Origin of the sequence: Pseudomonas sp. JAI120, assembly GCF_014207255.1 — a bacterium.
Classification (GTDB): domain Bacteria; phylum Pseudomonadota; class Gammaproteobacteria; order Pseudomonadales; family Pseudomonadaceae; genus Aquipseudomonas.
Window position 1 is genome coordinate 68,454 of the sequence record NZ_JACHCZ010000001.1, and the last position, 23,068, is coordinate 91,521.

General features: G+C 56.6%; 33 protein-coding genes. 24 read left to right on the forward strand and 9 right to left on the reverse strand.

The genetic code is table 11. From position 1 onward, the window contains the following. Positions 1-540 precede the first annotated feature (540 nt). The gene (locus tag HDC32_RS00350) at positions 541-1,056 is read left to right on the forward strand and encodes a hypothetical protein (RefSeq protein WP_184742044.1); all 516 of its coding nucleotides are present in this window, start codon (positions 541-543) and stop codon (positions 1,054-1,056) included. 79 nt (positions 1,057-1,135) lie between these two features. Here HDC32_RS00350 and HDC32_RS00355 read toward each other — a convergent pair whose 3' ends face one another. From HDC32_RS00355 to HDC32_RS31900, 3 genes are all read right to left on the reverse strand, one after another. Further along, the gene (locus HDC32_RS00355; protein ID WP_184742045.1) at positions 1,136-1,438 is read right to left on the reverse strand and encodes a hypothetical protein; all 303 of its coding nucleotides are present in this window, start codon (positions 1,436-1,438) and stop codon (positions 1,136-1,138) included. A 931-nt stretch (positions 1,439-2,369) separates the two neighbouring features. Beyond that, positions 2,370-2,621: a DUF1654 domain-containing protein gene (locus HDC32_RS00360; RefSeq protein ID WP_017528173.1), complete on the reverse strand. Its 252-nt coding sequence runs from the start codon at positions 2,619-2,621 to the stop codon at positions 2,370-2,372. 165 nt (positions 2,622-2,786) lie between these two features. Then, positions 2,787-3,362: a hypothetical protein gene (locus HDC32_RS31900; protein ID WP_260403559.1), complete on the reverse strand. Its 576-nt coding sequence runs from the start codon at positions 3,360-3,362 to the stop codon at positions 2,787-2,789. Positions 3,363-3,583: 221 nt separating this feature from the next. Here HDC32_RS31900 and HDC32_RS00370 point away from each other — a divergent pair, with 221 nt between their 5' ends. Further along, positions 3,584-3,841, forward strand: a complete 258-nt coding sequence (locus HDC32_RS00370) for a hypothetical protein (protein WP_184742046.1) — start codon at positions 3,584-3,586, stop codon at positions 3,839-3,841. Positions 3,842-3,883: 42 nt separating this feature from the next. Here the strand turns inward: HDC32_RS00370 and HDC32_RS00375 are convergent, their stop codons facing one another. Together HDC32_RS00375 and HDC32_RS00380 are read right to left on the reverse strand one after the other, a co-directional pair. Then, positions 3,884-4,102 carry a hypothetical protein gene (locus tag HDC32_RS00375; protein ID WP_184742047.1) on the reverse strand — a complete coding sequence of 73 codons (219 nt, stop codon included), beginning with the start codon at positions 4,100-4,102 and terminating at the stop codon, positions 3,884-3,886. Positions 4,103-4,848: 746 nt separating this feature from the next. Further along, on the reverse strand, positions 4,849-5,175 hold the full coding sequence (locus HDC32_RS00380; protein ID WP_184742048.1) for a DUF2388 domain-containing protein: 327 nt from the start codon (positions 5,173-5,175) through the stop codon (positions 4,849-4,851). Positions 5,176-5,345: 170 nt separating this feature from the next. Between HDC32_RS00380 and rhuM the strand changes: the two genes are divergently transcribed. Together rhuM and HDC32_RS00390 are read left to right on the forward strand one after the other, a co-directional pair. Further along, positions 5,346-6,371 (forward strand): RhuM family protein, encoded by a 1,026-nt coding sequence (rhuM, locus tag HDC32_RS00385; RefSeq protein WP_184742049.1) that lies wholly within the window; start codon positions 5,346-5,348, stop codon positions 6,369-6,371. Beyond that, a complete protein-coding gene (locus HDC32_RS00390) occupies positions 6,364-7,290 on the forward strand; it encodes a hypothetical protein (protein WP_184742050.1) in 927 nt (308 codons plus the stop codon). The genes rhuM and HDC32_RS00390 overlap by 8 nt, the downstream gene beginning before the upstream one ends. A 72-nt stretch (positions 7,291-7,362) precedes the next feature. Here the strand turns inward: HDC32_RS00390 and HDC32_RS31905 are convergent, their stop codons facing one another. After that, positions 7,363-7,611, reverse strand: coding sequence for a hypothetical protein (locus HDC32_RS31905; protein ID WP_260403560.1), 249 nt, complete (start codon positions 7,609-7,611; stop codon positions 7,363-7,365). After that, positions 7,611-8,270: a LexA family transcriptional regulator gene (locus HDC32_RS00395; RefSeq protein WP_184744050.1), complete on the reverse strand. Its 660-nt coding sequence runs from the start codon at positions 8,268-8,270 to the stop codon at positions 7,611-7,613. The genes HDC32_RS31905 and HDC32_RS00395 overlap by 1 nt, the downstream gene beginning before the upstream one ends. Positions 8,271-8,358: 88 nt before the next feature. On the opposite strand from HDC32_RS00395, the gene HDC32_RS00400 reads away from it, so the two are divergent. The 13 genes from HDC32_RS00400 (at position 8,359) to HDC32_RS00460 (ending at position 16,479) form a co-directional block, all read left to right on the forward strand. Beyond that, entirely contained in the window at positions 8,359-8,571 is a 213-nt protein-coding gene (locus HDC32_RS00400; RefSeq protein ID WP_042570967.1) for a Cro/CI family transcriptional regulator, read from the forward strand. Between the two features lie 50 nt (positions 8,572-8,621). Further along, the gene (locus HDC32_RS00405) at positions 8,622-9,236 is read left to right on the forward strand and encodes a hypothetical protein (RefSeq protein WP_184742051.1); all 615 of its coding nucleotides are present in this window, start codon (positions 8,622-8,624) and stop codon (positions 9,234-9,236) included. 69 nt (positions 9,237-9,305) lie between these two features. Next, positions 9,306-10,127, forward strand: coding sequence for a phage antirepressor protein (locus HDC32_RS00410; RefSeq protein ID WP_184742052.1), 822 nt, complete (start codon positions 9,306-9,308; stop codon positions 10,125-10,127). Positions 10,128-10,189: 62 nt separating this feature from the next. Beyond that, positions 10,190-10,543 carry an HNH endonuclease gene (locus HDC32_RS32305; RefSeq protein ID WP_409438552.1) on the forward strand — a complete coding sequence of 118 codons (354 nt, stop codon included), beginning with the start codon at positions 10,190-10,192 and terminating at the stop codon, positions 10,541-10,543. Position 10,544: 1 nt separating this feature from the next. After that, a complete protein-coding gene (locus HDC32_RS00420; protein WP_184742054.1) occupies positions 10,545-11,522 on the forward strand; it encodes a phage replication protein in 978 nt (325 codons plus the stop codon). Then, positions 11,509-12,306, forward strand: a complete 798-nt coding sequence (locus HDC32_RS00425; protein ID WP_184742055.1) for a hypothetical protein — start codon at positions 11,509-11,511, stop codon at positions 12,304-12,306. The genes HDC32_RS00420 and HDC32_RS00425 overlap by 14 nt, the downstream gene beginning before the upstream one ends. Continuing rightward, a complete protein-coding gene (locus HDC32_RS00430) occupies positions 12,303-12,773 on the forward strand; it encodes a hypothetical protein (RefSeq protein WP_184742056.1) in 471 nt (156 codons plus the stop codon). The genes HDC32_RS00425 and HDC32_RS00430 overlap by 4 nt, the downstream gene beginning before the upstream one ends. Continuing rightward, positions 12,770-13,369: a recombination protein NinG gene (locus HDC32_RS00435; RefSeq protein ID WP_184742057.1), complete on the forward strand. Its 600-nt coding sequence runs from the start codon at positions 12,770-12,772 to the stop codon at positions 13,367-13,369. Before HDC32_RS00430 ends, HDC32_RS00435 begins: the two co-directional genes overlap by 4 nt. Further along, positions 13,366-13,911, forward strand: coding sequence for a hypothetical protein (locus tag HDC32_RS00440; RefSeq protein ID WP_184742058.1), 546 nt, complete (start codon positions 13,366-13,368; stop codon positions 13,909-13,911). The genes HDC32_RS00435 and HDC32_RS00440 overlap by 4 nt, the downstream gene beginning before the upstream one ends. 472 nt (positions 13,912-14,383) lie before the next feature. After that, positions 14,384-14,569, forward strand: a complete 186-nt coding sequence (locus HDC32_RS00445; protein WP_184742059.1) for a zinc finger domain-containing protein — start codon at positions 14,384-14,386, stop codon at positions 14,567-14,569. Positions 14,570-14,577: 8 nt separating this feature from the next. Next, positions 14,578-15,432, forward strand: a complete 855-nt coding sequence (locus HDC32_RS00450; protein ID WP_184742060.1) for a putidacin L1 family lectin-like bacteriocin — start codon at positions 14,578-14,580, stop codon at positions 15,430-15,432. A 367-nt stretch (positions 15,433-15,799) separates the two neighbouring features. After that, positions 15,800-16,138, forward strand: coding sequence for a hypothetical protein (locus HDC32_RS00455; RefSeq protein WP_010211438.1), 339 nt, complete (start codon positions 15,800-15,802; stop codon positions 16,136-16,138). After that, entirely contained in the window at positions 16,135-16,479 is a 345-nt protein-coding gene (locus HDC32_RS00460) for a hypothetical protein (RefSeq protein ID WP_184742061.1), read from the forward strand. Before HDC32_RS00455 ends, HDC32_RS00460 begins: the two co-directional genes overlap by 4 nt. Positions 16,480-16,488: 9 nt before the next feature. Here HDC32_RS00460 and HDC32_RS00465 read toward each other — a convergent pair whose 3' ends face one another. Then, positions 16,489-16,854, reverse strand: coding sequence for a hypothetical protein (locus HDC32_RS00465; protein WP_184742062.1), 366 nt, complete (start codon positions 16,852-16,854; stop codon positions 16,489-16,491). Positions 16,855-16,951: 97 nt separating this feature from the next. Between HDC32_RS00465 and HDC32_RS00470 the strand changes: the two genes are divergently transcribed. Then, positions 16,952-17,149: a hypothetical protein gene (locus HDC32_RS00470; RefSeq protein WP_184742063.1), complete on the forward strand. Its 198-nt coding sequence runs from the start codon at positions 16,952-16,954 to the stop codon at positions 17,147-17,149. Positions 17,150-17,186: 37 nt separating this feature from the next. Here HDC32_RS00470 and HDC32_RS31910 read toward each other — a convergent pair whose 3' ends face one another. Beyond that, a complete protein-coding gene (locus HDC32_RS31910; protein WP_260403561.1) occupies positions 17,187-17,441 on the reverse strand; it encodes a helix-hairpin-helix domain-containing protein in 255 nt (84 codons plus the stop codon). Positions 17,442-17,559: 118 nt separating this feature from the next. Between HDC32_RS31910 and HDC32_RS00475 the strand changes: the two genes are divergently transcribed. The 6 genes from HDC32_RS00475 to HDC32_RS00500 all read left to right on the forward strand — a co-directional run bounded on the left by HDC32_RS00475 (position 17,560) and on the right by HDC32_RS00500 (position 23,051). Then, a complete protein-coding gene (locus HDC32_RS00475) occupies positions 17,560-18,192 on the forward strand; it encodes a putative metallopeptidase (protein ID WP_184742064.1) in 633 nt (210 codons plus the stop codon). Further along, complete coding sequence (locus HDC32_RS00480) at positions 18,192-18,713, forward strand: HNH endonuclease (RefSeq protein ID WP_184742065.1); 522 nt, start codon at positions 18,192-18,194, stop codon at positions 18,711-18,713. The genes HDC32_RS00475 and HDC32_RS00480 overlap by 1 nt, the downstream gene beginning before the upstream one ends. 110 nt (positions 18,714-18,823) lie before the next feature. Next, the gene (locus HDC32_RS00485; RefSeq protein WP_063030582.1) at positions 18,824-19,285 is read left to right on the forward strand and encodes a DUF2280 domain-containing protein; all 462 of its coding nucleotides are present in this window, start codon (positions 18,824-18,826) and stop codon (positions 19,283-19,285) included. After that, on the forward strand, positions 19,272-20,573 hold the full coding sequence (locus HDC32_RS00490) for a terminase large subunit domain-containing protein (protein ID WP_184742066.1): 1,302 nt from the start codon (positions 19,272-19,274) through the stop codon (positions 20,571-20,573). The genes HDC32_RS00485 and HDC32_RS00490 overlap by 14 nt, the downstream gene beginning before the upstream one ends. After that, positions 20,570-21,988 carry a DUF4055 domain-containing protein gene (locus tag HDC32_RS00495; RefSeq protein ID WP_184742067.1) on the forward strand — a complete coding sequence of 473 codons (1,419 nt, stop codon included), beginning with the start codon at positions 20,570-20,572 and terminating at the stop codon, positions 21,986-21,988. The genes HDC32_RS00490 and HDC32_RS00495 overlap by 4 nt, the downstream gene beginning before the upstream one ends. Then, positions 21,963-23,051, forward strand: coding sequence for a minor capsid protein (locus tag HDC32_RS00500; RefSeq protein ID WP_184742068.1), 1,089 nt, complete (start codon positions 21,963-21,965; stop codon positions 23,049-23,051). Before HDC32_RS00495 ends, HDC32_RS00500 begins: the two co-directional genes overlap by 26 nt. Positions 23,052-23,068 lie beyond the last annotated feature (17 nt).

Genomic DNA, 23,068 nt, shown 5'->3' on the forward strand with positions numbered 1-23,068 from the left:
TCAACACTCATGCCTCCCGCTGGTTGCCGATGGGCGCGGGGGAGGAGTGCTGAAGTAATAGAGGTGGGGAAGGGTGCAGGCGCCCGGCACTTCCCGGGATGTGTCGAGTCTGGCCAGCTATGCCCTCGGACTCGCCTGCGGTGTTCTTCTTCATTTGGGGTGGGCCTACCTTTCGGCTGATGCGCGGTCACATCTTCGGCCCTGCTTTCCGCTGCCTGTTAGGGTGATGGGCGAAGCCTTCAGGCTTGCAACGCCACGCAGGTGAATCGTTGATCTACTTCATGGCGGTAGCTCCTGTTGTTCGCTCACTGGAAAGGCAGTGGCCACCTATCGAAGCTGCATTGGAATGTCGGTGCTGACTGTGACGATTGGCTGCGTCCGGGTGTATCGCATTGCTCGCCAATCCAGCTCAGCTTTTTTCATGACCCGCCGACATTCCGATGCAGCCTCTTGAGGGAGCTCATCTTGTTTGAAATAAGTGGCAACAGTTACAAGGCTGTGCCAGCATCCGGCCACAGACTTTTGCAAGGAAGCTGAACAATGCTCGATGCTCTGGAAGGCACGCCACTCTGGGTTTACGGCGCATTTCTCTTGGTCTGCTACTACGGTTTTAGTGCCAGGAAAACCAGTCGTGAAAGTCAGCGGTCGCTGATCATCACACCGGTTGTTTTGGTGGTCTGGTCACTCCTTTCTCTCAGCTACGCGGAGCGCGTTGAGTTGACCGTGGGCAGTTGGTTCGCGGGAATGCTTTTAGGTGGCTTAGTCGCATTTGCACTATTTCCTCGACGCGGACTGACTTTGGACGAGGAGGGCAAGCACCTGATCGTTCCAGGGACATGGAAAGTTCTTGGTATCTCGCTTCTCTTTTTTGCCGTGAAATACTTCATCGGTTATCAAGCTGCCGTACATCCAGAATTCTCGGCCACTGTGGGAATGCTCGCCCTTGCTGGTGCCGCATCAGGGTTTACGGTCGGCTTGTTCTGCGGACGCACGGGTGTCTTCTACTTGGCGTGGCACGCACTTCGAGATGTCCATGAAAGCAAGCGCACCATCTGAACACGCTTGTTGATAGCTCGACGCGCTCTCATGAGAGAGGATCGGGCAGGTAACGACAGGCTGTCGTGGCGCTGGTTGTTCAAATAACCGCTGTCATGGTCTTGGTGCCGTCGCCATGATCGGTGGTGAACATCAGTGGAGCAGGCCGGCCGTTGCGACGGATCAACGCGTTAGCCTGCGCAAAAACTGGGTAGGGTTCGCCGTCCCCGTCAGGTAGCAGCGTATTGCAGGTAAGGTTCGAGCAGTCTTCGCCGTTCGGCCCCTCGCCATCGTGACCGATGGAAAAGCTGGCCATCATGGCGATGCCGTGTTCCTTGCTAATCGCAATGACCTGCTGCATGAGCGGGCTGATCTGGCTGTCGTAAATCTCTTCTTTGTTCATGGTCATGCTCCGGTTGTTTTCCCAATGCCCACCGCTCCGGATGGGCATCAGTGAAAAGGTCCGTCAGCCTTCGCAGCCCATTTGGTAGCGGCCGCCGCATTCAGCACTGCAAAAATCCATCGTCCGAGTTCGAACGCAAGGGCGATTGGTATATGGGTCACGGCTACGGTCGTGAATCTCCGCGCTTAACCACCTTTTCAGCAGGCTTGCCGCAGTAGGTGCACTTCGTGGTTGTTTCGGTCATTGTTGGTGCTCCCGGTTGATTTCCCGTCAGGCCCTCTTGCGAAGGCCTGTCGGTGAAATCCCAGGCCCGCTACTGGCGACGGCCTGGGTTTGTTGCGTCAGCAGTGACTCCCTCTTCGCTAGGGCGGCGCCGCGTATCCCGCTGCTGATTGCAGGTCGGCGGTTCGTCATGGGTGCGGGCTTCGAGCTTCCTACTCACAGCGTCAAACAGCATCTGTTCGCCGTGGATCACAGGTCCTTACAACATGCACGCTACAGCTCTGAGTGCCCTGATTGAGTGGGGCAGGGTGCATGAGGTCCGGCGGTCCCAGCCGAAGCTATCGGGCCCGCTAATTCTTGAATTCGGTGTTTCATCTCCACCACGCGCATCGCCGGATTCATATCTCTGGCCAGGTCACACATTTCGTGTTCGGTGTTCTTCCTGGCTGGCTTGCGTGGTTTCGCGTACTCACATGAGGGAGTACGGCCAGTTCCAGAGCTGGCGTGGCATCGACTGTTTGTTGCTCGCACTTACCGGATCGGGTCCGGGGTAGTCGATGGCGAGGACCCTGAGCTGTTAAAGAGCGGTTCGCAGTGGCTGTGTGGCGCTGCGATGGAGTAAATATAAGCGAGCTTATTTTATTCGTCAATAAGCACACTTATATATTTTCCTGCGGGCGATAAAAAGCCCGCTCAGCGGCGGGCTCATTCACGCGTCACAGTATTCTCGCCAGCCGATCCTTACGGTGTCGCCGTTCAAGCGCTCGATGCGAATGCCGGCGGTATCTCCGATCTCCTGGATGACCTGGTGCCAGGCCTCGGAGCTTTCGTCCTCTCGCCTAGAGACGACGACGGCTTGCACCTTCTGTACGCCTGGGGCGGCAATGATGCGCTGTAGACGGCGACCTACAAGCTCGTAGGAATTACGTTGCTTTGCCGTGGGGTAGGGTGCCTGGATCATGCTCCGCTCCTTGCGATAACTGTATAAATGAACAGTATTCTCGCTGGCAAATATTGGCAAGAGGGAAGCAAGAGGTTTTATGCATAAATGCATATTAAAGCAGGTGGTTCTTTTTGGCAGGCATGAAAAAGCCCGCACTTGGCGGGCTCTGTTGGGCTGGTGGTATCAGTCGCTTATCGGCGGGTACTTCCCGCTCACCGAGTCCCTGTAAACAATCTCGCTGAACAACCTAGGTCCGTCGCGCATTGCGACCAGAGCCTGCTTTGCCTCCTCCTTTGTTTCAAATGGGCCGGCACCCACTGCCAGGCCAATCATTGGAACAACCGGAAGTCCGGTGCTGGTAATTGCCTCAATGGTTCGCTGCTGTTCTTCCTCGTCACGGCAGGTAGTTGAGGCAACCCATCCGTTTTTCAGCCTTATAGCGGCCACCGGTTCAACGTCTGTCCCGCAGTGTTTGCATTTGACCGCAGCAGTCTTGATGCTCTCGGCACACATGGGGCAGGGGCGAGTATCTTTCTCTACTTGAGCTGCAGCAGGGGAGCCTTTACCGCCCAGCAAAATCATGAGCAACCCGGCAAGTGCAATCATGCCGCCGACAATCGTATGGATCTGCCGGTCGGCCATCAGCCCCATATTGTTCACTCGGCCGCCGGCGCCGGTTGCCACGGACACATCCATGCTCAGCGCGAAGATTAGCCAGCATATCCCGACGATCAGCGCGAACGTCCCAAATCCTTTCATTGGATCCCTCCCGTAATTGAGCCCGCACTCTACCATTCGTGGAGTACAGCCACCATTGGCGAGCAGGACCGTCCCAGGTAGATCGCGGACACTCGCTGACTGGCCTGGATAGAAAGCCAGTAGCGACCCAAGTAGGAGCGTAGTACGGTCCGCTTTCAACAAGTTGCCCAGTCCGTCGCTTGGTAGACCACGGAGCGAAACACTCATGGCATGGAGGTCAAATGGACGTTACTCGACAGATCAAGAAAGAAGAATTGGATGCAGCCCTGGTAGCGTTTGCCCGTTACAAAATCGGAGAGATAAAAATCTTCGACCTGGAGCAGGCAATGAGCTTTGAAGTAGGCGAGGCCCTATCCAGAAGCGGGTTGGTCAGGTTTTCAATTGCAAAGATGGCGTCCGGGCGTTATCGCATCAGCGATGAAGGGGAGAATGCGATCACAGATGCAGGTCGGGATCGCCTCGAGGTGATCCGAGGATGAAGCGGCTTTTTGGCGATCGATAGGCAGCAAAACGCCTAAGGATCAGTCCGGTCCCTGGGCCTTCAGCCTGGCCAAGCCTTGCTTGATATGGCCGGCGTTCTCGCCAATGGTCTCGAGGGCGCCGCGGACATTCTCGTCTACGTGAGGGCCGCCATGGTTCGCGGTCCACATCGACAGCTCCATGATGGCTGCCTCCAGAGCGAGCTGGTTCTCGTAGATGCGTTCGAGTGTGTCGGTAAGGGAATATTCGCGGGAGGGCATTGCGTGGTCTCCAGTAGACGGAATGGAAAGCATAGCCGCAGGCAAAAAAATGGCCCGCTTATGTGCGGGCCTAATGGGAATTCTTCAAAGGAGTAGGGCGACCTTACCCCCTGTTCTGTAAATGCCAAGTGAAAAGGATGTCGCAAAAGAAGAAAGCCCGCACGGGGCGGGCTCTCTGTAACACTTGGGGCGCCGATCCGTCAGCACGGCCAGTTTGCAATCGCCAGGATTGCCAGCTCACTAGTGGCACGATGAAGGGCAGATACAAGAAGCTTCAGTAGAGCTATCCGGCGATCCCTCCTTTGGACATATCGATCTCAAACGCAATTTCTTCAGCGAGCTTTTGGACGCATGAGCTGTCTGCAAGCTTGGCCAGGTTGATACCTGTCGTACAAAACATCGCGTCATACTCGGGCTGCCTGACGAAGACGGTAGCTGTCCATCCGTTGATCAAAATGCAATCTACCTGGTGCCCTGGCAGACTCCGTTCTAGATCCTCTGTCAGCGATATCTTCTTCCAAGTGTGCATGATGGCGTACTAGCGTGGCAGTGATGCACGATTGACATGCTGCTGCTGAAAAAGTGCCAACGTCAGATGCGAGACGCCCAGCGCTGGCCTGGCGTTTTGCAATCAATTCTCAGACAAAGAAAAGCCCGCGATGGGGAGTGCGGGCTTGAAGGGATGTTCACTAGGAGCAGGGGTAACCATAGGCGCGCGCCTGTGAAAAGGTTGTGAAAGGTTAGGCTCAAAATGACGTAGAGATTGCCTGGGCCAGCTGCATGTCCGACATGAGTGGCGGGCTGTACGTCGTACGGTAGTGCCGGGAGGCCTGCTCAAACTCCGCGCCACGAATCTCGCCGTCTGAGCCAATAAAAGTCAGGGCATCCGTCTTAGCTGACTTGAAAATCTCAGGCGGCTCGGTCGTTAGGGGTGTGGTCGCCCCAATTAAAATGGTTGGCGCGGAAATTGTGAGAAATATCGCGGCAGCGATAGGGTTGGCGCCATCACCTGATACGGCCTGCGTGCTGACCGATGCCAGTAGGGCGATCGCTAGGGTCTTCCATGAGTCCATGCTTCGATGCGTCCGTTGCGATCTGGGCGCGCCACGATAGCAGAGCAGGGCGCTTACCAGAAACAAGAAGCTCGGCGCTGGGGCAGGCATAGAGATTGGGACACGGGTTTGTTGCTGATGCGCCAGCGAACTGGCATCGTTGCTGGAACCGTCGACCTAGGGAGTAACGCATGACGAAGGAAGAAGATTCGACAACGCCGAACGAAAACACAGTCTTGTTCGTGCGCGATGGCTCCAAAGTGAAGCTGAAGTTTGAGCCAGGCCAGCAAGTAATGTGGGCTACAACGCAAAACATGGCGGACCTTTTTGAAACGACGGCAGACAACGTTGGGTTGCATCTAAAGAATATTTTCGCGGTTGGTGAGCTTGAGGAAAAGGCAACTACCGAGGATTTCTCGGTAGTTCGCAGGGAGGGCGGTCGCTTTGTTGAGCGCACAATAAAGCACTACAACCTCGATGCGATCCTGTCGGTCGGGTACCGCGTTAACGCAAAAAATGCTATTGCATTCCGGCAATGGGCTACCCAGACGCTCAAAACTTATCTTGAGCAAGGGTATGTAATAAACGAGAAGGCTCTCCGGGAGTCTCCTGAAAAATTAAACAAGCTCGCAGCGGCAGTTAGAGCCCTTAGGTCCGAGGAAAAGCAGGTCTATGCCAAGGTCCGTGAGTGCTTCAAGATATGTTCTTCTGACTACGATCCAAATTCAAAAACAGTCAGAAGTTTTTACGCTCTGCTCCAAGACAAGTTTCACCACGCGGTAACGGGCATGACGAGCACGAAGCTCATACTAGACAGGGCAGATCATAAAGCCGAGTCCATGGGCATGCAGACGATACGCGGTGACCTTCCGACGATTGATGAGGCTAAGACAGGAAAGAACTACCTCAATAGCGATGAACTCTATCGGCTGCATTTGTTATCAGAGCAGTTCATGCTTTATGCAGAAAGCACAGCACTAACAAAGAAAGAAATGACCATGAGTTCGCTTCACGAAAAACTGGACCAGCTTCTTATTTTCAACGATTACCCAGTCTTTAGCGGTTACGAGGACTTCATCAAAGACGAGGCCTTGAGCCATGCAAGACAGGAGCTGGGGTTGTACAAAAAGCGCAAAAAGATTGAAGCGCTAGGTTATGAGTACAGTGAAGAGGCCTTGGCTGCTGGCGAGTATGACGAGCTATTGATCAATGACTGAATCTAACAATTTGAAAACTCCAAAAATAACTGATTACCCCTTTGTTGTGCATTTGCACTCAAGCGATGAGGTTCGAGCGAAGCGAGATCAGGCAATTGAATGGCTGAGAGAAGTTGGGGGCTCAGTGCATTCCGATCGCTATCACGGATATTTGAGAAGTATCGATAAGTATGAACTATCGGAGGTGTCAGTTGATATTGAACGAGAGTTTTACTCATTCCTAAATGCTCATTCCGAGCTTACCGAGCTTATAAGGGTTTATGATTCGCTTCAGCTGATAGACTCTTCTGAGTATGTTTCAGCGCTTAAGAAAATTTGCTCTGGGCAAGCCTTTAGAAATAAAGTTACAAATGAAGCGAGTAGAGATTTTTTATTTGAATTGTCTGTAGGTGCGAGATTGATTCGAGCAGGTTACGAAGTAACCCTGAATGGGCAAGCTGACAGCGTAGCTATAGTTGAGGGACGGAGAGTATATGTTGAAGCCAAACGAATACGGTCTGTAAGCCAGATAGGAAAGAGAGTCGGTGAGGCAAACAGACAAATCGGTAAGCGACTCGCCCAAGATTCGTCAAGTAAATCACGTGGTTTTGTTGCGGTCAGCTTAACTGATGTTCTAAATCCAGATAACAGTTTTGCGGCGGTTGAAAGTGTTGAGCACCTCAGGAGTACTAACGCTAATAGTTTACACGGGCTGGTGGGGGGGAGAGATGATTTTATGAGGGGAAAGATGGGTAAGTGTCTAGGGGTCCTAGCTGAGTTTACTATGCAAGGATTTAAATATCAAAATGAGGGGTATGAAGGTGCAGCTCTTCTTAATTGTAGGGTCGCCACATTTAGACGATGTGATGCTCACGAATCAAATAACGAACTGATGGCTAAAATGCTTCCTGTACTTAGTAATCAATCACTTTATAAATAATGTAGTTTTAGTTGTGGTGTACTCTACTGGTCCTACGGCTACCACCCGTAGGATGCGTACTTTTTCTCTAGGCTACGACCAGCTGCGTTCTTCATAGAAATGGTTCAGCGCTATCAGCTCAACCACAGCCACGAAAACGCAGAGCACAACGAAGCCTGGGCTGAAGACCCGCTTGCGGCCTGATGAGCCCCAGCTAAGACCAACTGCGTCGGAATAGCCGGGGAGCATCATAAGCAACGCGATACAAGCAATGACCCCAACCTTGCTCCAGAAGCTCTGCTCTCGCCATGAGGTCGACGGCTTTCCAAGGGCGGATGGCATCAGTAAAACTTCTGCAGCGCCTGCACAACTACGCCCACGATCCGGCAGTTCTCGTCCACAGCCTCGATCGGGTAGCTGGGGTTCAGCGGCTTCAGGAACAGTCGACCGCCGTCGCTTACCAGCTTCTTGAATGTCGCTTCATTGCTGTCCGGCAGCTTGGCAACGACCAGCTTACCTGGTGCAACTTCAGCCTCAGTGTCCACTAGGATCAGAGTGCCTTCTGTGATGCTCTGGCCGGCTGGCGCCGTCATCGAGTCGCCTTTAACCTTCAGCCAGAACGCTGTGCCCTTGGAGTCGTACTCCGAGAACTCATAGCTGTCCGAGAATCCGGCCGGGTAGGGCTCAACGGCCTCCGCCCAGGCGCCGGCGGCAACCCAGCTGATTACGGGGTAGCGGAATGATTTGGTGGGCTGCGCGGCAATAGAGATATTTGACTCTGCAGCGCTCACACCTGTCATTGGCCCGGTATTTTCGGAGAGCCAAATAGCGTTCACACCACACACATGGGCGATCTTCGGCAAGTGTGCGCTTTGAAGGTTTTTCCCGGTCTCCAGCTGGGAGATTACCGGTTGCTCAACGCCCACTTTTAAGGCGAGCGCCTTCTGCGTCAGCTTGGCGTGGTTGCGTGCGGTTTTGATTCGTTCGGCGAGTGTGCTCATCAGCTGAAATTTATAAGTTCCCTTATCGGCTTGCAAATAAGTGTCCTTCTACTTAGGATATAAGCAGGCTTATTAGGAGGGTGATCTTATGACCCCTATCGAAAGGCTCGTCGACTTCTTCGGCGGGCAAACCAAAACCGCTATAGCGCTCGACGTTTCTCAAGCCGCAGTTTCGTACTGGGTTGCCGGGATTCACCCGATGCGCGCCGAAAAGGCTTTCAAGGCAGAAGAGTTGACCGGTGGAAAAATCACTGCTCGCGAGCTGTGTATTCCCCAAAAGGGCGCCCAATCCGCCGCCTGACATCCCTGTCCGCCGTTCCATTGAAGCTAGATTAGAAGAGAGCAGTCCCCATGCAAACGTCCAGTTCCAGACACACCGTACAAACCCGTGATCAGGTGCTGGTCGCCCATGCTGCAAACCAGATCGCACGCACTAGTCTGAGCCAGGACGACTTCGCCCAGGCGCTGAGCCGCGAGCTGCATTTGTCCTGCCCAGAGAAGGCCGTCGCCAAAGAGGTGCCGGACTTCGCCACGCTCACCTTGCAGAACGACGTGTCCGACTTTGTGAAGGCGACCGGCCGCTGGCTCAAGCGTGTGCAGCGCTGGCTGAACGGTGATCAGGAAATGCCGTCGTGGCTGGAAGAGTCGTGGGTCAACGCCCTTGAGCCTGAATACCGCGATCACTGCTTGAACGAGCTGGCGAGCCGCCATGGCTTGACCGGCGCCCGCCAGATGACCAGCGACCAATGTGCGAATAAGAGCTTCGGCGCACTGATCCGCGCCCTGGGCGATGTGATCGACACCGGCAGTGAAGTGTTTGATGACCAGGTGATGTGCGAACTGGATCTGCCGCACTTGCCGGCATTCGCCAAGCAGTGCCGCCAGGTTGAAGCGAAGGCAGGGGAGTTGCGCCGTAAGGCTGAGGCGCTGCTTAACGGCAAGCCAGCACTGAAATCCATCGCCTGAATTCCAGGCACAAAAAAGCCGACGTACGAGGTCGGCTTTTTCTACAGCGGTAAACATCTGGAGCGAATCATGCACCAACACACCGAATCGATCAATAGCCCCAACAATCTCGCGCCACGTTTTCTGCAATCGCAAAACGTGGCGCGTGAAGTTTCGATGACCAGTCTTGAGCTTGTCGATTTCATCAATGGGCAGCGAAGTCAGGAGGATCCGATCCTGGACCATGCTGACTTCATGAAGAAGGTGCCTCGGGTGATCAGGAAAGATGCCGGAAAATTTTCCGACATCTACCTCGATTCAATGAACCGGAAGCAGAAGTGCTATCGGTTCCCCAAGCGCGAATCCTGCCTGATGGCCATGTCGTATAGCTACGACCTCCAGGCCGCAGTTTTCGACCATATGACATCGCTGGAGGAGCGGCTTTCGCAAAAGGTCGCACTCCCTTCATACGCCGAGGCCTTGCGTCTCTATGCCGACCAGATCGAGCAGACAGAGGTGTTGCGAGTCGAGAACCACCAGCAGGCCACAAAGATCCACTCCTTGGAGAACCTCTTCAAGGAAGGCATGACCCACACCCAGTTCTGCAAGGGCCTGAATGGGGTCAACGTCATGCAGGTGGGCAAGTACCTGGAGGCCCGCAGCTGGCTCTACAACGAGAGCAAGTCTGGCGTTCGTCACCGCGTGGGCTCCTACGCCCGCGACAAGTACATGACCGAGCACCAGGTCGAAGTCACCCCTCACGGCAAAGATCCTTTCATCTCCTACACGCCTGTCCTGCTGAAGAAGGGCGCGGCACGCCTGTACGACCTGTACTTGGCCGGCGAGCTGCCCATGAAGAAGACCTGGGACGGCCTGTTCACCCACGATAAAGCAGTGCGAGGTGCCGCGTGAGCATGGGCCCCATCGTCTGCTGCCCTGTGTGTGGCGACTCCAGCCAAGCCGCCCGCAACGCCATGTATTGCTATTCGCTTGAAGTGCCGGGGGCCTCTGTTTGCTCCGGTTGCGCTGAGCGTATTGCGAACGCATTTAACAAAAAGCATGGCGGCGCATGGCTCACTTGGCCAAATGAGGCTGCGCCTAGGCCTAAAAAGGCAGTTATCGGGCAGTCAGTCAGAACTCAAGTATTTGAGAGAGACCTTTACCGATGCCTGCGGTGTGGCGACCACAAGAATCTACGAGCTGACCATGTACACCCTGAAAGCATGGGCGGAGACGCTGTGCTGGAAAACCTTCAAACCCTATGCGCAAGTTGCAATAGCTGGAAGGGCGTAAAGGTCATCGATTTTCGCGCTCCGGCGGAGGCCTGACATGCAATACACCGTCACGATTAACCAGGTGAAGGCGCTGGAGTGGGGGCTGAATTCTCAGCAGGCCCTGCTATTTGCCTTCGTCTATGGCTGCCCGAGCTGGACCAAGCCAATCAAGACCGATGACGGGATCTTCTTCGCGTTGAGCAAGGCCAAGATCACTGAGGAGCTGCCGCTGCTCACCGACAAGCCAGACACTGCTTACCGCATGCTGAAGGCCCTGGAAGAGGCCGGTTTGATTGAGCTTTCCAGCACTTCGAACATCACGCTTTTTCGTCTCACCGAGAAGGCCGTAGAGTGGAACCAAAAGCTGGACGGGTCGGAAAAATATCCGACCCCACCAAAAAACAAAGGTCGGAAAAAAATCCGATCTACCTCGGATAAATCTCCGAGCAAGGTCGGAAAAAAATCCGAGCAAGGGTCGGATAAATCTCCGACAAATCAGGATACCAATCATCAGGATATAGATCAGGACACCAGTCAGGACTTGCAGGACGCCACCGGCAAGCCGGCTCAGTCCCGCGGCTTGGTACTGGTGGTTGATCGCACTGATGTCCCACGGGTTGAGATCCCCGCCGACATGCCGGGCCCTAAGGACCAGACCTGCAAAACCTTCAAGGTCTGGGCGAACTACGCCATGGCTTACCGCAAGCGCTACAGCGCCTGGCCGGTGTGGAACGCCAAGGTCGGTGGTCAGCTCGGCCAACTGGTTGACCGCCTCGGCGCCGACGTAGCCCACCACGTCGCAGCCCACTTCTTGAAAACCAGCGACGCCGCCGTTCTGCGCAAGTGCCACAGCCTCAACGAACTGTTGGCCAACGCCGAGAGCTACCACACCCAATGGGTCACTGGGCAGCGCATCAACGGAACAACCGCCCGCCAGATGGAGCGGACCGAGGCAAACCACTCCGCAGCCGAGCAGGCCGCCCAGATGGTTTTGGCCAAACGCCAAGCAGGTGACCGCAATGAATACCTTTGAAATGAATGACCAGCAGGTTGCCGGGCTGGCCGCCGCCATCTGCGCCACAGCCGAGGCCATGGGGCAGGAAATGAACCCCGGTACCGCCGCGATGATGGCCGAAGATCTTTGCGCCTACCCGGTGCCTGTCGTCAAAGCGGCGCTGAAGGCGTGTCGCTTCGAAGTGAAGGGCAAGCTGGCTATGGCCGACATCCTGCAGCGTGTCCAGACCTCTGACGGCCGCCCAGGGAAGGACGAGGCCTGGGCCATCGCCATGACGACCAACGATGAATATGAAACCGTGGTGCTGACCGACGAAATCCAGCTGGCCCTGGCCGCTGCGAAACCCATCTTGGATGGCGGCGACAAAATCGGTGCGCGCATGGCGTTCATCGACGCCTACCAGCGGTTCGTGGGCCAGTCCCGCGAGGACGCGAAGCCGGTCAACTGGCACGTATCCGTAGGCTTCGACGCCAACCGCCGTATCCAGGCTGTGACCAAGGCGATGGAATTGAAGCGAATCCCGCGCGAACACGCCCAGAAGTACCTGGCGGACCTGAGTGTCGAGCCAGTCACCGAAGACGGTCGCGCTATCGCAGGTCTGCTCACTGGCAACGTCACCCGGCCAGAGCCGGCGATTCGCCAGAAACTGGAGCTGGTGAAGAACTCGATGATGGAAATGCGGAAGGCCAGTGCTGAGCGGAAAACCGAAATGCGGATTGATGCGGCAAATGAGTTGGCGGATCGCAGGGCTCTGCTGATCAAGCAGGCCCAGGAACTGGAAGAGAAGAGGGCGGCGCAATGACCGACAAGATCAGCGTCAACTGCCAAGCCAAGCTCACTGAGGCCATCACATGCCTGACCACCATGTACCGGGACAAGAAGTTTGTGGTGGTCTCCCTACGCCCGGGCAAGGACCGCACCCTTGACCAGAACCGGCTGTGGTTTGGGATGTACAAGCGAATCGCCGAGATGACTCAGATCGGCGACCCGGCCGATGCCCGCCGCTACTGCAAGCTGCACTTCGGCGTGCAGATCCTGCTGAACGAAGACGCAGGGTTCCAGACCGAGTGGTACCGAGTCATGCGCCATCTGCCCTACGAAACGAAGCTGGCCATGATGGGCGAGTGCCATTTGTTTGGCCCTGATGGCTTCCCTGTGACCAGCCTGTTCAACCGCGCCCAGGGCATCGCTTACACCGACCGCATTGCAGCCTACTTCACGGGCCAAGGTGTGGTTTTCACTGATCTACTCAGCAAGGAGGCTGCATGATCGCCAAGCAACCAAAACCGAAGAAATGCCGTGTTACGGCGTGCGGGGTGTCATTCATCCCATTACGCCTGGGTCAGGCTGTGTGCAGTCCTGCATGCGCAATCCTCGATGCACCGAAGAACCAGGATAGGGCCCGCAAGGCAATTGCCCAGCGTGATCGCCGCGATATCAAGGTCCGCAAGGAGAAGCTGAAGAGCAGGGCGGATCATCTGCGCGACGCCCAGGCCGCCGTGAACGAGTACGTGCGCCTGCGTGACGCGCACCTGCCCTGCATCAGCTGCGACTCCACGCCGAACGATAACGACCTCATGACTGGCAGCCGGTGGGACGCTGGCCACTACCGATCCGTCGGCGCATGCCCGGAGCTGCGCTTCGAGCCACTGAACATCCACCGGCAGTGCGTGAAGTGCAACCGCAACCTTTCCGGCAATGCCGTGGAGTACCGCATTCGCCTGGTGTTGCGCATCGGCGCCGAGAAGGTGGCTTGGCTGGAAGGCCTGCACGCGCCGTGCAAGTACACCGTGGAAGAGATCAAGGCGATCAAAGCCAAATACCGCGCAATGACCAGAGAGTTGAAAAAAGGAGAAGCCGCATGACCTATCGCAACGTTGTTTCAGCAGTAGTTCGAGCCCTTGCGGCCGAAACCATCACTTCCGCCGGCGGTTGCGACTTTGAGCCCAAGGTGCAGTGCGCCAAACAGAAGGGGGAGATCGTCGGGAAGGAGGCGGCGTTTCTCCAGGACTGCTGGGTGTTCGGCCGGCTGCGCAAGGCGTTGACCCCGGCGCACTGGCGAGCACTGGTGGCGAAGTACTCCACCCACGAGGAGCGCAAGCACGGCGCGATCCTGGAGCTGCTGAATTCGGTGAAGTCGCCGGCGCCGAAACGGTTTCGTGAGTGCGCTGTGCTGACGTGGGCTATTCCGCAGGTTGCCGGTGCCGAGGGCAAACGTTCCGCCGCTGTGCTGCCGGCCGCATGGTATGACATCACCAATTGGGACAATGACGGCAAGCCGGAATCGACTCGGTACCGGTGGCGCTCAGGGATCCGCAAGACGTTGGATGACCAGGTAAACGAGGCGCTGACGGCCGCTCAGGAACTGCTCGACGCAGAGGGATTAATCGAAAGTTGCGCTGCGTAGCAAATCGCTATTGCAATGAGTGAGAAAGTGAGAGAGTATTTACCCATCCTGCCGATCTTGCGCGTTGAGGTTGCACAGTAAAGCCCGGCATGAAGTCGGGCTTTTTCATGTGAGGCAAAGGACGATGCGAGCTCTCTTACTTCTCGGAATGTTGCTTTCGCCTTTGGCGTTTGCCGACACAATCGAGCCTTCACATGACTGTAGCCAGCCAAGTGTTCCATACGAATTTGAAGACCAGAACGAGCGCGATCAATTCAACGCCGAGGTGGAGGAGTACAAATCCTGCATCACTGACTTCGTAGAGGAGCAGCAAGACGCTATTCGGAAGCATAAGTCTGCGGCCGACGACGCCATTGAAGAGTGGAACTCGTTCGCCCGATCGACATAGCCGCTACGTATTTCTCCAAGCCTCGCCAAGTGCGGGGCTTTTTATTGCCCACGGAAAGGGCGATTCAGCAAAAGGAATTTGCAGATGTTGAAAGAAATCAGATGCGGTAACTGCAACCGACTTCTCGCCCGCACGGGTGGGTTTACAGAGCTCCAGATCAAATGTTCCCGATGCGGGACGTTGAATCATGTGAAGGCCACGAGCCTCGAGCAATCGCCTTTGAGCGACATGACAGCGGAATCCTCCGCGACTAATCATTCGACTCAATAGGTGAAAAAATGGCTTTTTCCGTCACCCCGTTCAGCAACAACGGTAGCTCTGTGCTTCCGCCTCGGACGATGATGCACCAGGGGCAGTATTTGGAGTCTCCGGACAAACGCTACAAGTTGATCCTTCAAGACGACATGAACTTGGCACTTTTCGACCATGGCGCCGTAGCATGGGTGCTTGATTACAACACACCGTACACATATCAAGATCGCAACCCAAACTCGGACCTCGGTAACTGCTTCTACACCCAAGGCGCTGCGTTCATGATGGACCAGATCAGGAAGCGCACCGTAGCCACCACAATTGGTGTTCCGCTAGGTAGTGAGGTCGGAGCGCCGGATCGAATTTATCTCCAGCTTCAAAACGACGGTAACGTTGTGCTGGTGGATGCCGTGCCGTTGTGGGTAAACAACGCAGCGCTACCAATCTTGTATGATCAGCCCTCGATTGTAATTCCGCCTGGCACTTCATTGGTGCCTGGCAAGTTTTACGGCGTCGGGAATGTAGCTTTGGTGTTTCAGGGCGACGGTAACCTGGTCGTTTATGGTCCAAACAGCAGCGTCGTCTGGGCAAGCTATTCCCATAACAAAGGTGGTACGAGCTGCGTTATGCAGGGCGATGGTAATCTGGTGATCTACACCGATAAGGGCGTCGCAATTTGGAATAGCAAAACTAGTGGCAACCCCGACCTTGCCCTGCGCGTCCAGGCCAACGGCCGGATGTCGATTGTGAAAGAGCTTCCGGTGTGGGCGCGTTTCGGCTATGTGCCAACGGTCAAGCCCCGTCGCCCGCTCTTCTATCCTGATCACGGTACGGGTGACCTTCCGACTTACGGCAGTTGGACTTGGAACAACGTGTTTTAAATCGTCCAAGGCCTCGCCAAGTGCGGGGCTTTTTTACGCCCAGTTTTACCTGTAGCCAGGACAGCCTTCGGGAGGCCTGGACGTCGATAGCCGGTAGTGCGACGTACGGAAATAACACCGGCCGCCCGTGCATCCTGACCTCGTTGTGCTTCCGGGGTGGCGCGAGACAAGACTGGCGAGATCGATGCATTAGGGCGTCGACGCTGTGATTGTTTTTGGCAGACAGCACGGAAAGACGCGCACCTATTCAGGGCCCCGACATTGTTTGGGGCCTTTCCGTTTTCGGCCCCACCACACCCATTGCTCCGAGCTGGGAGTGCTGTGTGAGCCGATTCAATTCCCAAACATGCCCCACGGAGTCGAGCGCATGGAGTATCTACAGCGCCTGCTCGACAAGATCGACAGGTTCGAATTGTTGATTGCGGGCCTGATTGGGGCCGTTGTTGCGAGCTGGTGGCACAAGGACGACTTGTCCGACTGGCGCGCCTGGATGGTGTTCTTGATCACCGGTGTTGCCTGCTCGCTGTACCTGACGAGCATGGTCAGCGCCTACCTAAATGTCACTGAGCCAAAGATCGTGGCCGGCATTGGGTTCTTGCTGGGCACGTTCGGCGGCTCGCTCCTGGCAGCAATTAATCGAGCCATCAAAGCCGCTGACCTCTGGGCGCTTATTCGCCAGCGGTTCGGGGGAGGCAATCCACCATGAATCTTGAACTGATTAACTCCATCGCCTGCGGCCTTATCGCGCTGTGGGCCACCTGGTGCGTACTGAGCGGGAAGGTGAGGGACGGCATCCTCGGGAAGCTGATCTACTCGACGATCGCCATTACCGGTTTTGTCGTGATGGTGCGTAGCCAGAACATCTTCTTCGGCCCGACCACCGCGGGCCTGACACTGCATGTCGCCCTAGCCCTGGCTGGTGCTCGCCACATCTTCATGGTCACGTACTGGCAGCCGGTTAAAGCCTGGCTTTGTCGGACGCTGAACTGCGAGCACTGCCTGCACTGCGACAAGGCACCTGGTGGTGTCGAACGCCGGAGCAAGTAATGCGAGGGCCTACCAGCCCCCTGGAAACCACTGCCGGGCAAGGCTTACCGTCACGCGCAGTGCATGCTGACTTTGGTCACACTCTACCTGTCGGTCTTCAGGCGTTGCGGGCTTGCGCCACTTAAGGTTTGCCGCCAAGCCTTTGGCGTAGGTTTTTTCAAATTCGGGGCTTGCTTCCTTGGTAAGGCGCATCGCTTTCGCATAGTCAGCCTCAAGGTCATCAGGCAGCGATTCACAAGCCAGTTTGGCTTGCTGATACCTAACGGCATACATGTAGCCGTCAGTAGGAGCTTCGTCGTAGCTGTAGCGGGATGGCTCTGAAGCGAGTGCTGGGCCAGCGAGAAGTAGCGCAGAGAGATACAGGCTTCCGTGCATGGGTTCGAAGTCTCGAAAAAATCAAAGTCAGCTGAGTATACCCGGCTCATCCGCGCCACGTTTTCGAATGCGCCAAATCGTGGCGCGGAGATAGCCGATGCATAAAGTCACACGCCTGCGTCACGCGCTACCGCTGAGCCAGGACATCAACGCTGCCGTAGGTCGCCTCGACAAGGCCATTGTTGAGGCGGTGGATGCTGCGAAGTCAGCAGGATTACCTCAGGGCCTGATCGTCAGCTTGCTCCACGGTCACGCACATGCACAGACACACCAGATGGTAACGGAGTCTCCATGACAACTACGCAACTCGACTGGGAGGCAATCGAGCGCGTCTACCGAGCCAGGTTCTGCTCCGTGGAGTTCTTAGCAAGCTCGACTGCAGCAGTGATAGCTCCACGGGCTTGAGGGCTATTCTTCCAGCATGTTGAACCTAATGCTGCGGATGCTTGAGTCAGGATGTCACCAACATCCGATCTTCGGAGTTCAGCGAACGATTCGATGCCCATCTGCTCAAGCCGAGCAATCACGGTTGGACCTACACCCTTGAGGGCGAGCAAAGCAGTTCTTTCATTCGGTGAAAACGGCATCGTAAATTCCTTTTTTTGGCGATGAGTCCGCGGGAGTGTGCCCGACGTTAGAAGGTGGCTCAATAGACCGGTTTCATCGTTTTGAGTGTCAGTGGTGCATAGTCTCCAAGGAGGGCGCGTGAACCGACCAGTGCCGCCGGCATCACTGCTGGAGCTGTCTGAGCTTTCCGACTTCGGTATGCGCCTGACTCCAGCCCCTGAGGTGTGGGAATGGCTCCAGGCCGAAATACTTGCTGACGCCGGCAGCATTCACAACGAAGACCATGCCCACCTACTGGATGCAGACATCCGGGTCATGTGGGCGTCGTCGGGCTTCGAGAAACAAGGTAGGACAGTCCTTGGCCAGGCCGAGCAAGTAGCGTTCCGCGCCGGTGGTTGGCAGAAGGCCCGGATGGAGCAACAGATGCGGGATTGGTTCGGCGATGTGCCGGCCTTCATCATCACCTTGGCTGCTGACTACTGCGCCCAGTGCAGTGACACCGACTTCTGCGCCTTGGTTGAGCATGAGCTCTATCACATCGCTCACGCCAACGATAAGTACGGCCAGCCAGCCTTCACAAAGGAAGGCGCGGCCAAGCTTGAGATGCGCGGCCACGACGTCAACGAGTTCGTTGCCATCGTTGAGCGATATGGCGTTGGCGCGCCAGATAGCGATGTTGCCCGAATGGTCGAAGCGGCCAAAAAAACACCATCCGTTAACCGGGCCTCTATAGCGAGTGCTTGCGGTACCTGCTTGATGAGGGCTGTGTAGTGGAAGAGCAGTGGAAGACGATTCAAAACTACCCGGACTACGCGGTAAGCAACCTGGGTCGAATCAAGCGCCTCACGACCAGGACGTGCGCGAAGGCAGGCACAATCTTAAAGACACCTGGCCGCAGTAAGGCTCGACCATACCTGAGTGTCGATCTCTGCTACCCGGGAGGCAAACGCACTGAGCTTGTTCATCGGCTCGTAGCGATCGCATTTCTGGGTGAGCCGCCGTTTCATGGCGCTGAGGTTAATCATATTGACGCCGACAGGGGAAACGCAGCCGTCTTCAACTTGGAATGGGTTACGTCTTCGGACAATCAACACCATTCCTATAAGCATGGGTTGCAGACGGCAAAGGGCGAATCTAACGGACAAGCCAAACTGAAAGAGGGTGAGGTGCTGGAAATGCGAGCGCTTCACTCAACATCAGGCGTTGATGTTGAAACTCTTGCTGAGCGCTACGGCATCCATAAGAGAACGGCCCTTGATGTGGTTCGCCGCAAGTCGTGGGCGCACATCTGATGCTGCACACAATCCTGCTGAGGTGGGGAAATTGAACATATCGAGGGCCTGCGGAACCTGTCTGCTCAGATCGGCCTGACCCCTGACAGACCTAAGACGGAATTTACCCTATGGCAGCCCTGAACAGTGAGGTGAAAGGCTTCATGGTTCAGGCCTTGGCGTGCTTCGACACACCTTCCCAGGTTGCAGCGGCTGTCCGAGAGGAATTCGGCATTGAGGTGACCCGTCAGCAGTGCGAGGCGCAAGACCCGACCAAGCGCGCCGGCCGAGACCTGGCAAAGAAGTGGGTGACCCTTTTCCACGACACCCGTAAGCGGTTCCGTGAAGAGACAGCTGACATCCCGATCGCCAACCGCGCCTTCCGCCTCCGCGCCATGAACCGCTTTGTAGAGAAGGCCGAGACGATGAAGAACATCGGCTTGGCGATGCAGATCCTCGAACAGGCGGCGAAAGAAACCGGCGACATCTACGTCAACCGGGCCAGGAAGGAAGAGGCGGGCGACGAACCGGTGATCCCGACCCGTATCCAGGTCGACGTGGTGGATGCGAGGAAGCCGAATGCCGAGCCTTAACGTTCCGCAGGCTCAGTTCCTCACACTGCCCCACAAGTTTCGTGCATTCGTTGCTGGGTTCGGGTCGGGCAAGACCTGGGTGGGATGCTCGGCACTGAGCAAGCACTTCATGGAGTGGCCCGGCGTCAACGCTGGCTACTTCGCGCCGACTTACCCGCAGATCCGGGACATCTTCTATCCGACCATGGATGAGGTGGCTTACGACTGGGGGCTGAAGACCAAGATCAACCAGGCGAACCACGAGGTTCACATCTACAGCGGCCGGCAGTATCGCGGCACTGTGATTTGTCGGTCGATGGAGAAGCCGCAGACCATTGTCGGCTTCAAGATCGGTCATGCCCTGGTGGATGAGTTGGACGTGCTGACTGCCGTCAAGGCACAGCAGGCCTGGCGCAAGATCATCGCCCGGATGCGCTACAACCTGCCCGGGCTGAAGAACGGGGTGGACGTCACAACTACACCGGAAGGCTTCAAGTTCGTCTTCCTGCAGTTCGTGAAACAGCTGCGTGATAAGCCGTCACTGAAAGAGATGTACGGCTTGGTGCAGGCCAGCACGTTCGATAACGAGCTGAACCTGCCGGATGACTATATCGCCTCCCTGATGGAGTCGTATCCGCCACAACTGATCATGGCGTACCTCAAAGGCCAGTTCGTCAACCTGACGTCCGGGACGATCTACACGGCATATGACCGCAAGCTGAATCAATGTTTCGACACAGTGCAGCCCGGCGAGCCGTTGTTTATCGGGATGGACTTCAACGTCGGCAAGATGGCGGCGATCACACACGTCAAGCGTGACCAGGGGCTGCCCAGGGCAGTGGATGAGCTGATCGATGGCTACGACACGCCTGACATGATCCGTCGCATCAAAGAGCGGTACTGGCAGCACGACGGCAACGACTTCAAAAAGACCTGCGAAATCAGGATTTACCCTGACGCCTCGGGTGACTCACGCAAGTCTGTGAACGCCAGCATCACGGACCTTGCCATGCTCAAACAGGCCGGGTTCGCGGTCATCGCTCCAGCGGCAAACCCGCCTGTGAAGGACCGAATCAACGCAATGAACGCTGTCTTCTGCAATTCGCAGGGCGAGCGCCGCTACCTGGTCAACCCGTTCACCTGCCCGACCTATGCCGATGGACTGGAGCAGCAGGTGTGGGGCGCGAACGGGGAGCCAGACAAAACCGCCGGTATCGATCACGCGAACGACGCCGGCGGCTACTTCATCCACCGCGAGTACCCGATCATCAAACCGGTCACCGCTATCAAAATGGGATACGCCCGATGAGCAACGACGTCTCCTTCAAGCGGGCGGAATACACAGCAGTGCTGGACCGCTGGGCAACCGTTCGCGACGTCTGCGCCGGCCAGCACCGGGTTGTCGACCGACTGCCGTACATCAACACACACGACAATTCGCCTGAGAACGTAGACAGGAACAAGGCCTATCGCGAACGTGCGGTATTCAAGAATGCCACCGGGCATACCCGTAACGGGTTGCTCGGCCTGGCCTTCCACAAAGACCCAACTTTGACGGTGCCCAAGAAGCTGGAGTACCTGCAGGACAACGCCAATGGCTCGGGCGTGAGCATCTACCAGCACTCGCAGGGCACTCTGGAGAAGGTGCTTGAGGCCGGGCGGCATGGCCTGTACGTCGACTACCACCAGGACAATGGCGTCGGCGGGCACTCGGTGATCCTTTCCTACTGCGCTGAAGACATCATCAACTGGCGCACGGGCATGGTGAACGGTCACAGCATGCTTACCCTGGTAGTGCTGCGCGAGTCTCCGGAAATCCCTGATGGCTTCGGCTACAAGACGGCTGAGCAGTACCGGGAACTGGCGCTTGAGGATGACGGGTTTGTTTGTCGTGTTTGGCGCCGGTCCGGTCCGAAAGGTGGTGGGCCGCTGGCGGTCATCGAAGAGTTCAGGCCGGAAGGCGTCACCGGGCGTCTGAAGGAGATCCCGTTCACTTTCGTCGGCGCGCAGAACAACGACCCAAGCATCGACGAGTCGCCGCTGTACGACATCGCCATGATCAACCTGGGCCATTACCGGAACAGTGCCGACTACGAAGACAGCGTCTTCTGGTGTGGTCAGGCTCAGCCGTGGATCAGCGGCCTTGATGAGCAGTGGCGCGACTGGATGGAGAAGAACGGCGTTTATGTTGGCTCCAGGGCTCCCATGATGCTGCCGGCGGGTGGTGCATTCGGCTACGCGCAGCCTGCACCGAACACACTGGTCAAGGAGGCCATGAACGACAAAAACCAGATGATGATTGAGCTGGGCGCCCGGATGGTGGTGGCATCACTGGCCGCCAAGACCGCAACGGAGTCCCGTGGCGATCAGTCGGCATCCACTTCGGTGCTGGCCGGGTGCGTGGCGAACGTGAGCGAGGCCTACACCCGGGCAATCATGTGGTGCTGCGCCTACATGGGCATTGCTGACAAGAAGGTCGCCTACCAGGTGAATCAGGAGTTTGTCGAACTCACGGCTGATCCGCAGATGATCACGGCATTGGTTGGCTTGTGGCAGCAAGGCGGCTTCGCCAAGGCAGACCTTCGGGCCTACCTGCGCAAGCAGGGCCTGATTGCGCCTGAGCGTACAGACCTGCAGATCGACGGCGAATTGCAGGAGCAGGGCGACGGTCTAGGCCTGGACGATGAGGACAAACCAAATGGCGGCAAACCAAGCAATCCTTGACGCCACGATCCGGCACGCGGTCTTCCTCGAAAAGCTCAAGGCGGGGGAGGTGGGCAAGTTTGCCCCCTTTCTCAAGGAGATTGATCGTTCGATCCGTGACCGGCTCACCCAGTCAGACCTGACCGAGTACAACACGAAGCGCCTGGAAGAGATGCTGAAGGAGGTCGACAGCCTGTTGCTGGGTATCTTCGACCGATACAGCGCGCAGTTGAACCTGGACCTGGTGGACATCGCCAACTACGAGGCCGAATTTGAGGCGACCAGTCTTGCCAGGTCGGCGCCGGTTGGCGTGTCGCTGGATGTGGTCGCGCCAACGGCGGCTGCAATCCGTACCGCAGTACTAACGAATCCGCTCAGCGTGCGAGGTACCGGTGGCGGTAAGCTGTTGAAGGCCTTTATCAAGGGTTGGACCGGTGCAGAGCGTGAGCGCGTTACCGGCACCATCCGGCAGGGCTTCTTCGAAGGGCAGACGAACTTCCAGATCATCCGCAACATTCGCGGTACCAAGGCGGCAGGCTACAAAGACGGCATTCTCGCTACCACCAACCGCAACGCCAGCACGGTCGTGCACACGGCTATTCAGCATGTGTCGTCCCAGGCGCGGATGGAGGTGGCCAAGGCCAATACCGACATCGTTTCCGAAGTCGAGATGGTGGCCACCCTGGACAGCAAGACCAGTCAGCAATGCCGGTCGATGGACAAGCGCAGGTTTCCGGTGGACGCGGGGCCACGGCCACCTTTTCACCCGAACTGCCGCACCACCTTCATCCTTCTGACCAGGCTCAGCGAGATGTTCGCCAAGGGCGCAACGCGTGCCTCGGTGGGTGCTAATGGCGGACAGCAGGTGAATGCAGACCTCGATTACTACAACTGGCTCCAGCAACAGCCGGCTACGTTTCAGGACGTCGCCATCGGCCCAGTCCGAGCCAAGCTGTTCCGCGAGGGCGGCCTGACCATCGAGCGCTTCACTGAGCTGCAGCTTGATCGCAACTTTGCGCCGTTGACTCTGGTGCAGATGAAAAGCTTGGAACCGCTGGCATTTGAAAGGGCCGGATTGCTATAAAGCTTCGCTTGATATTT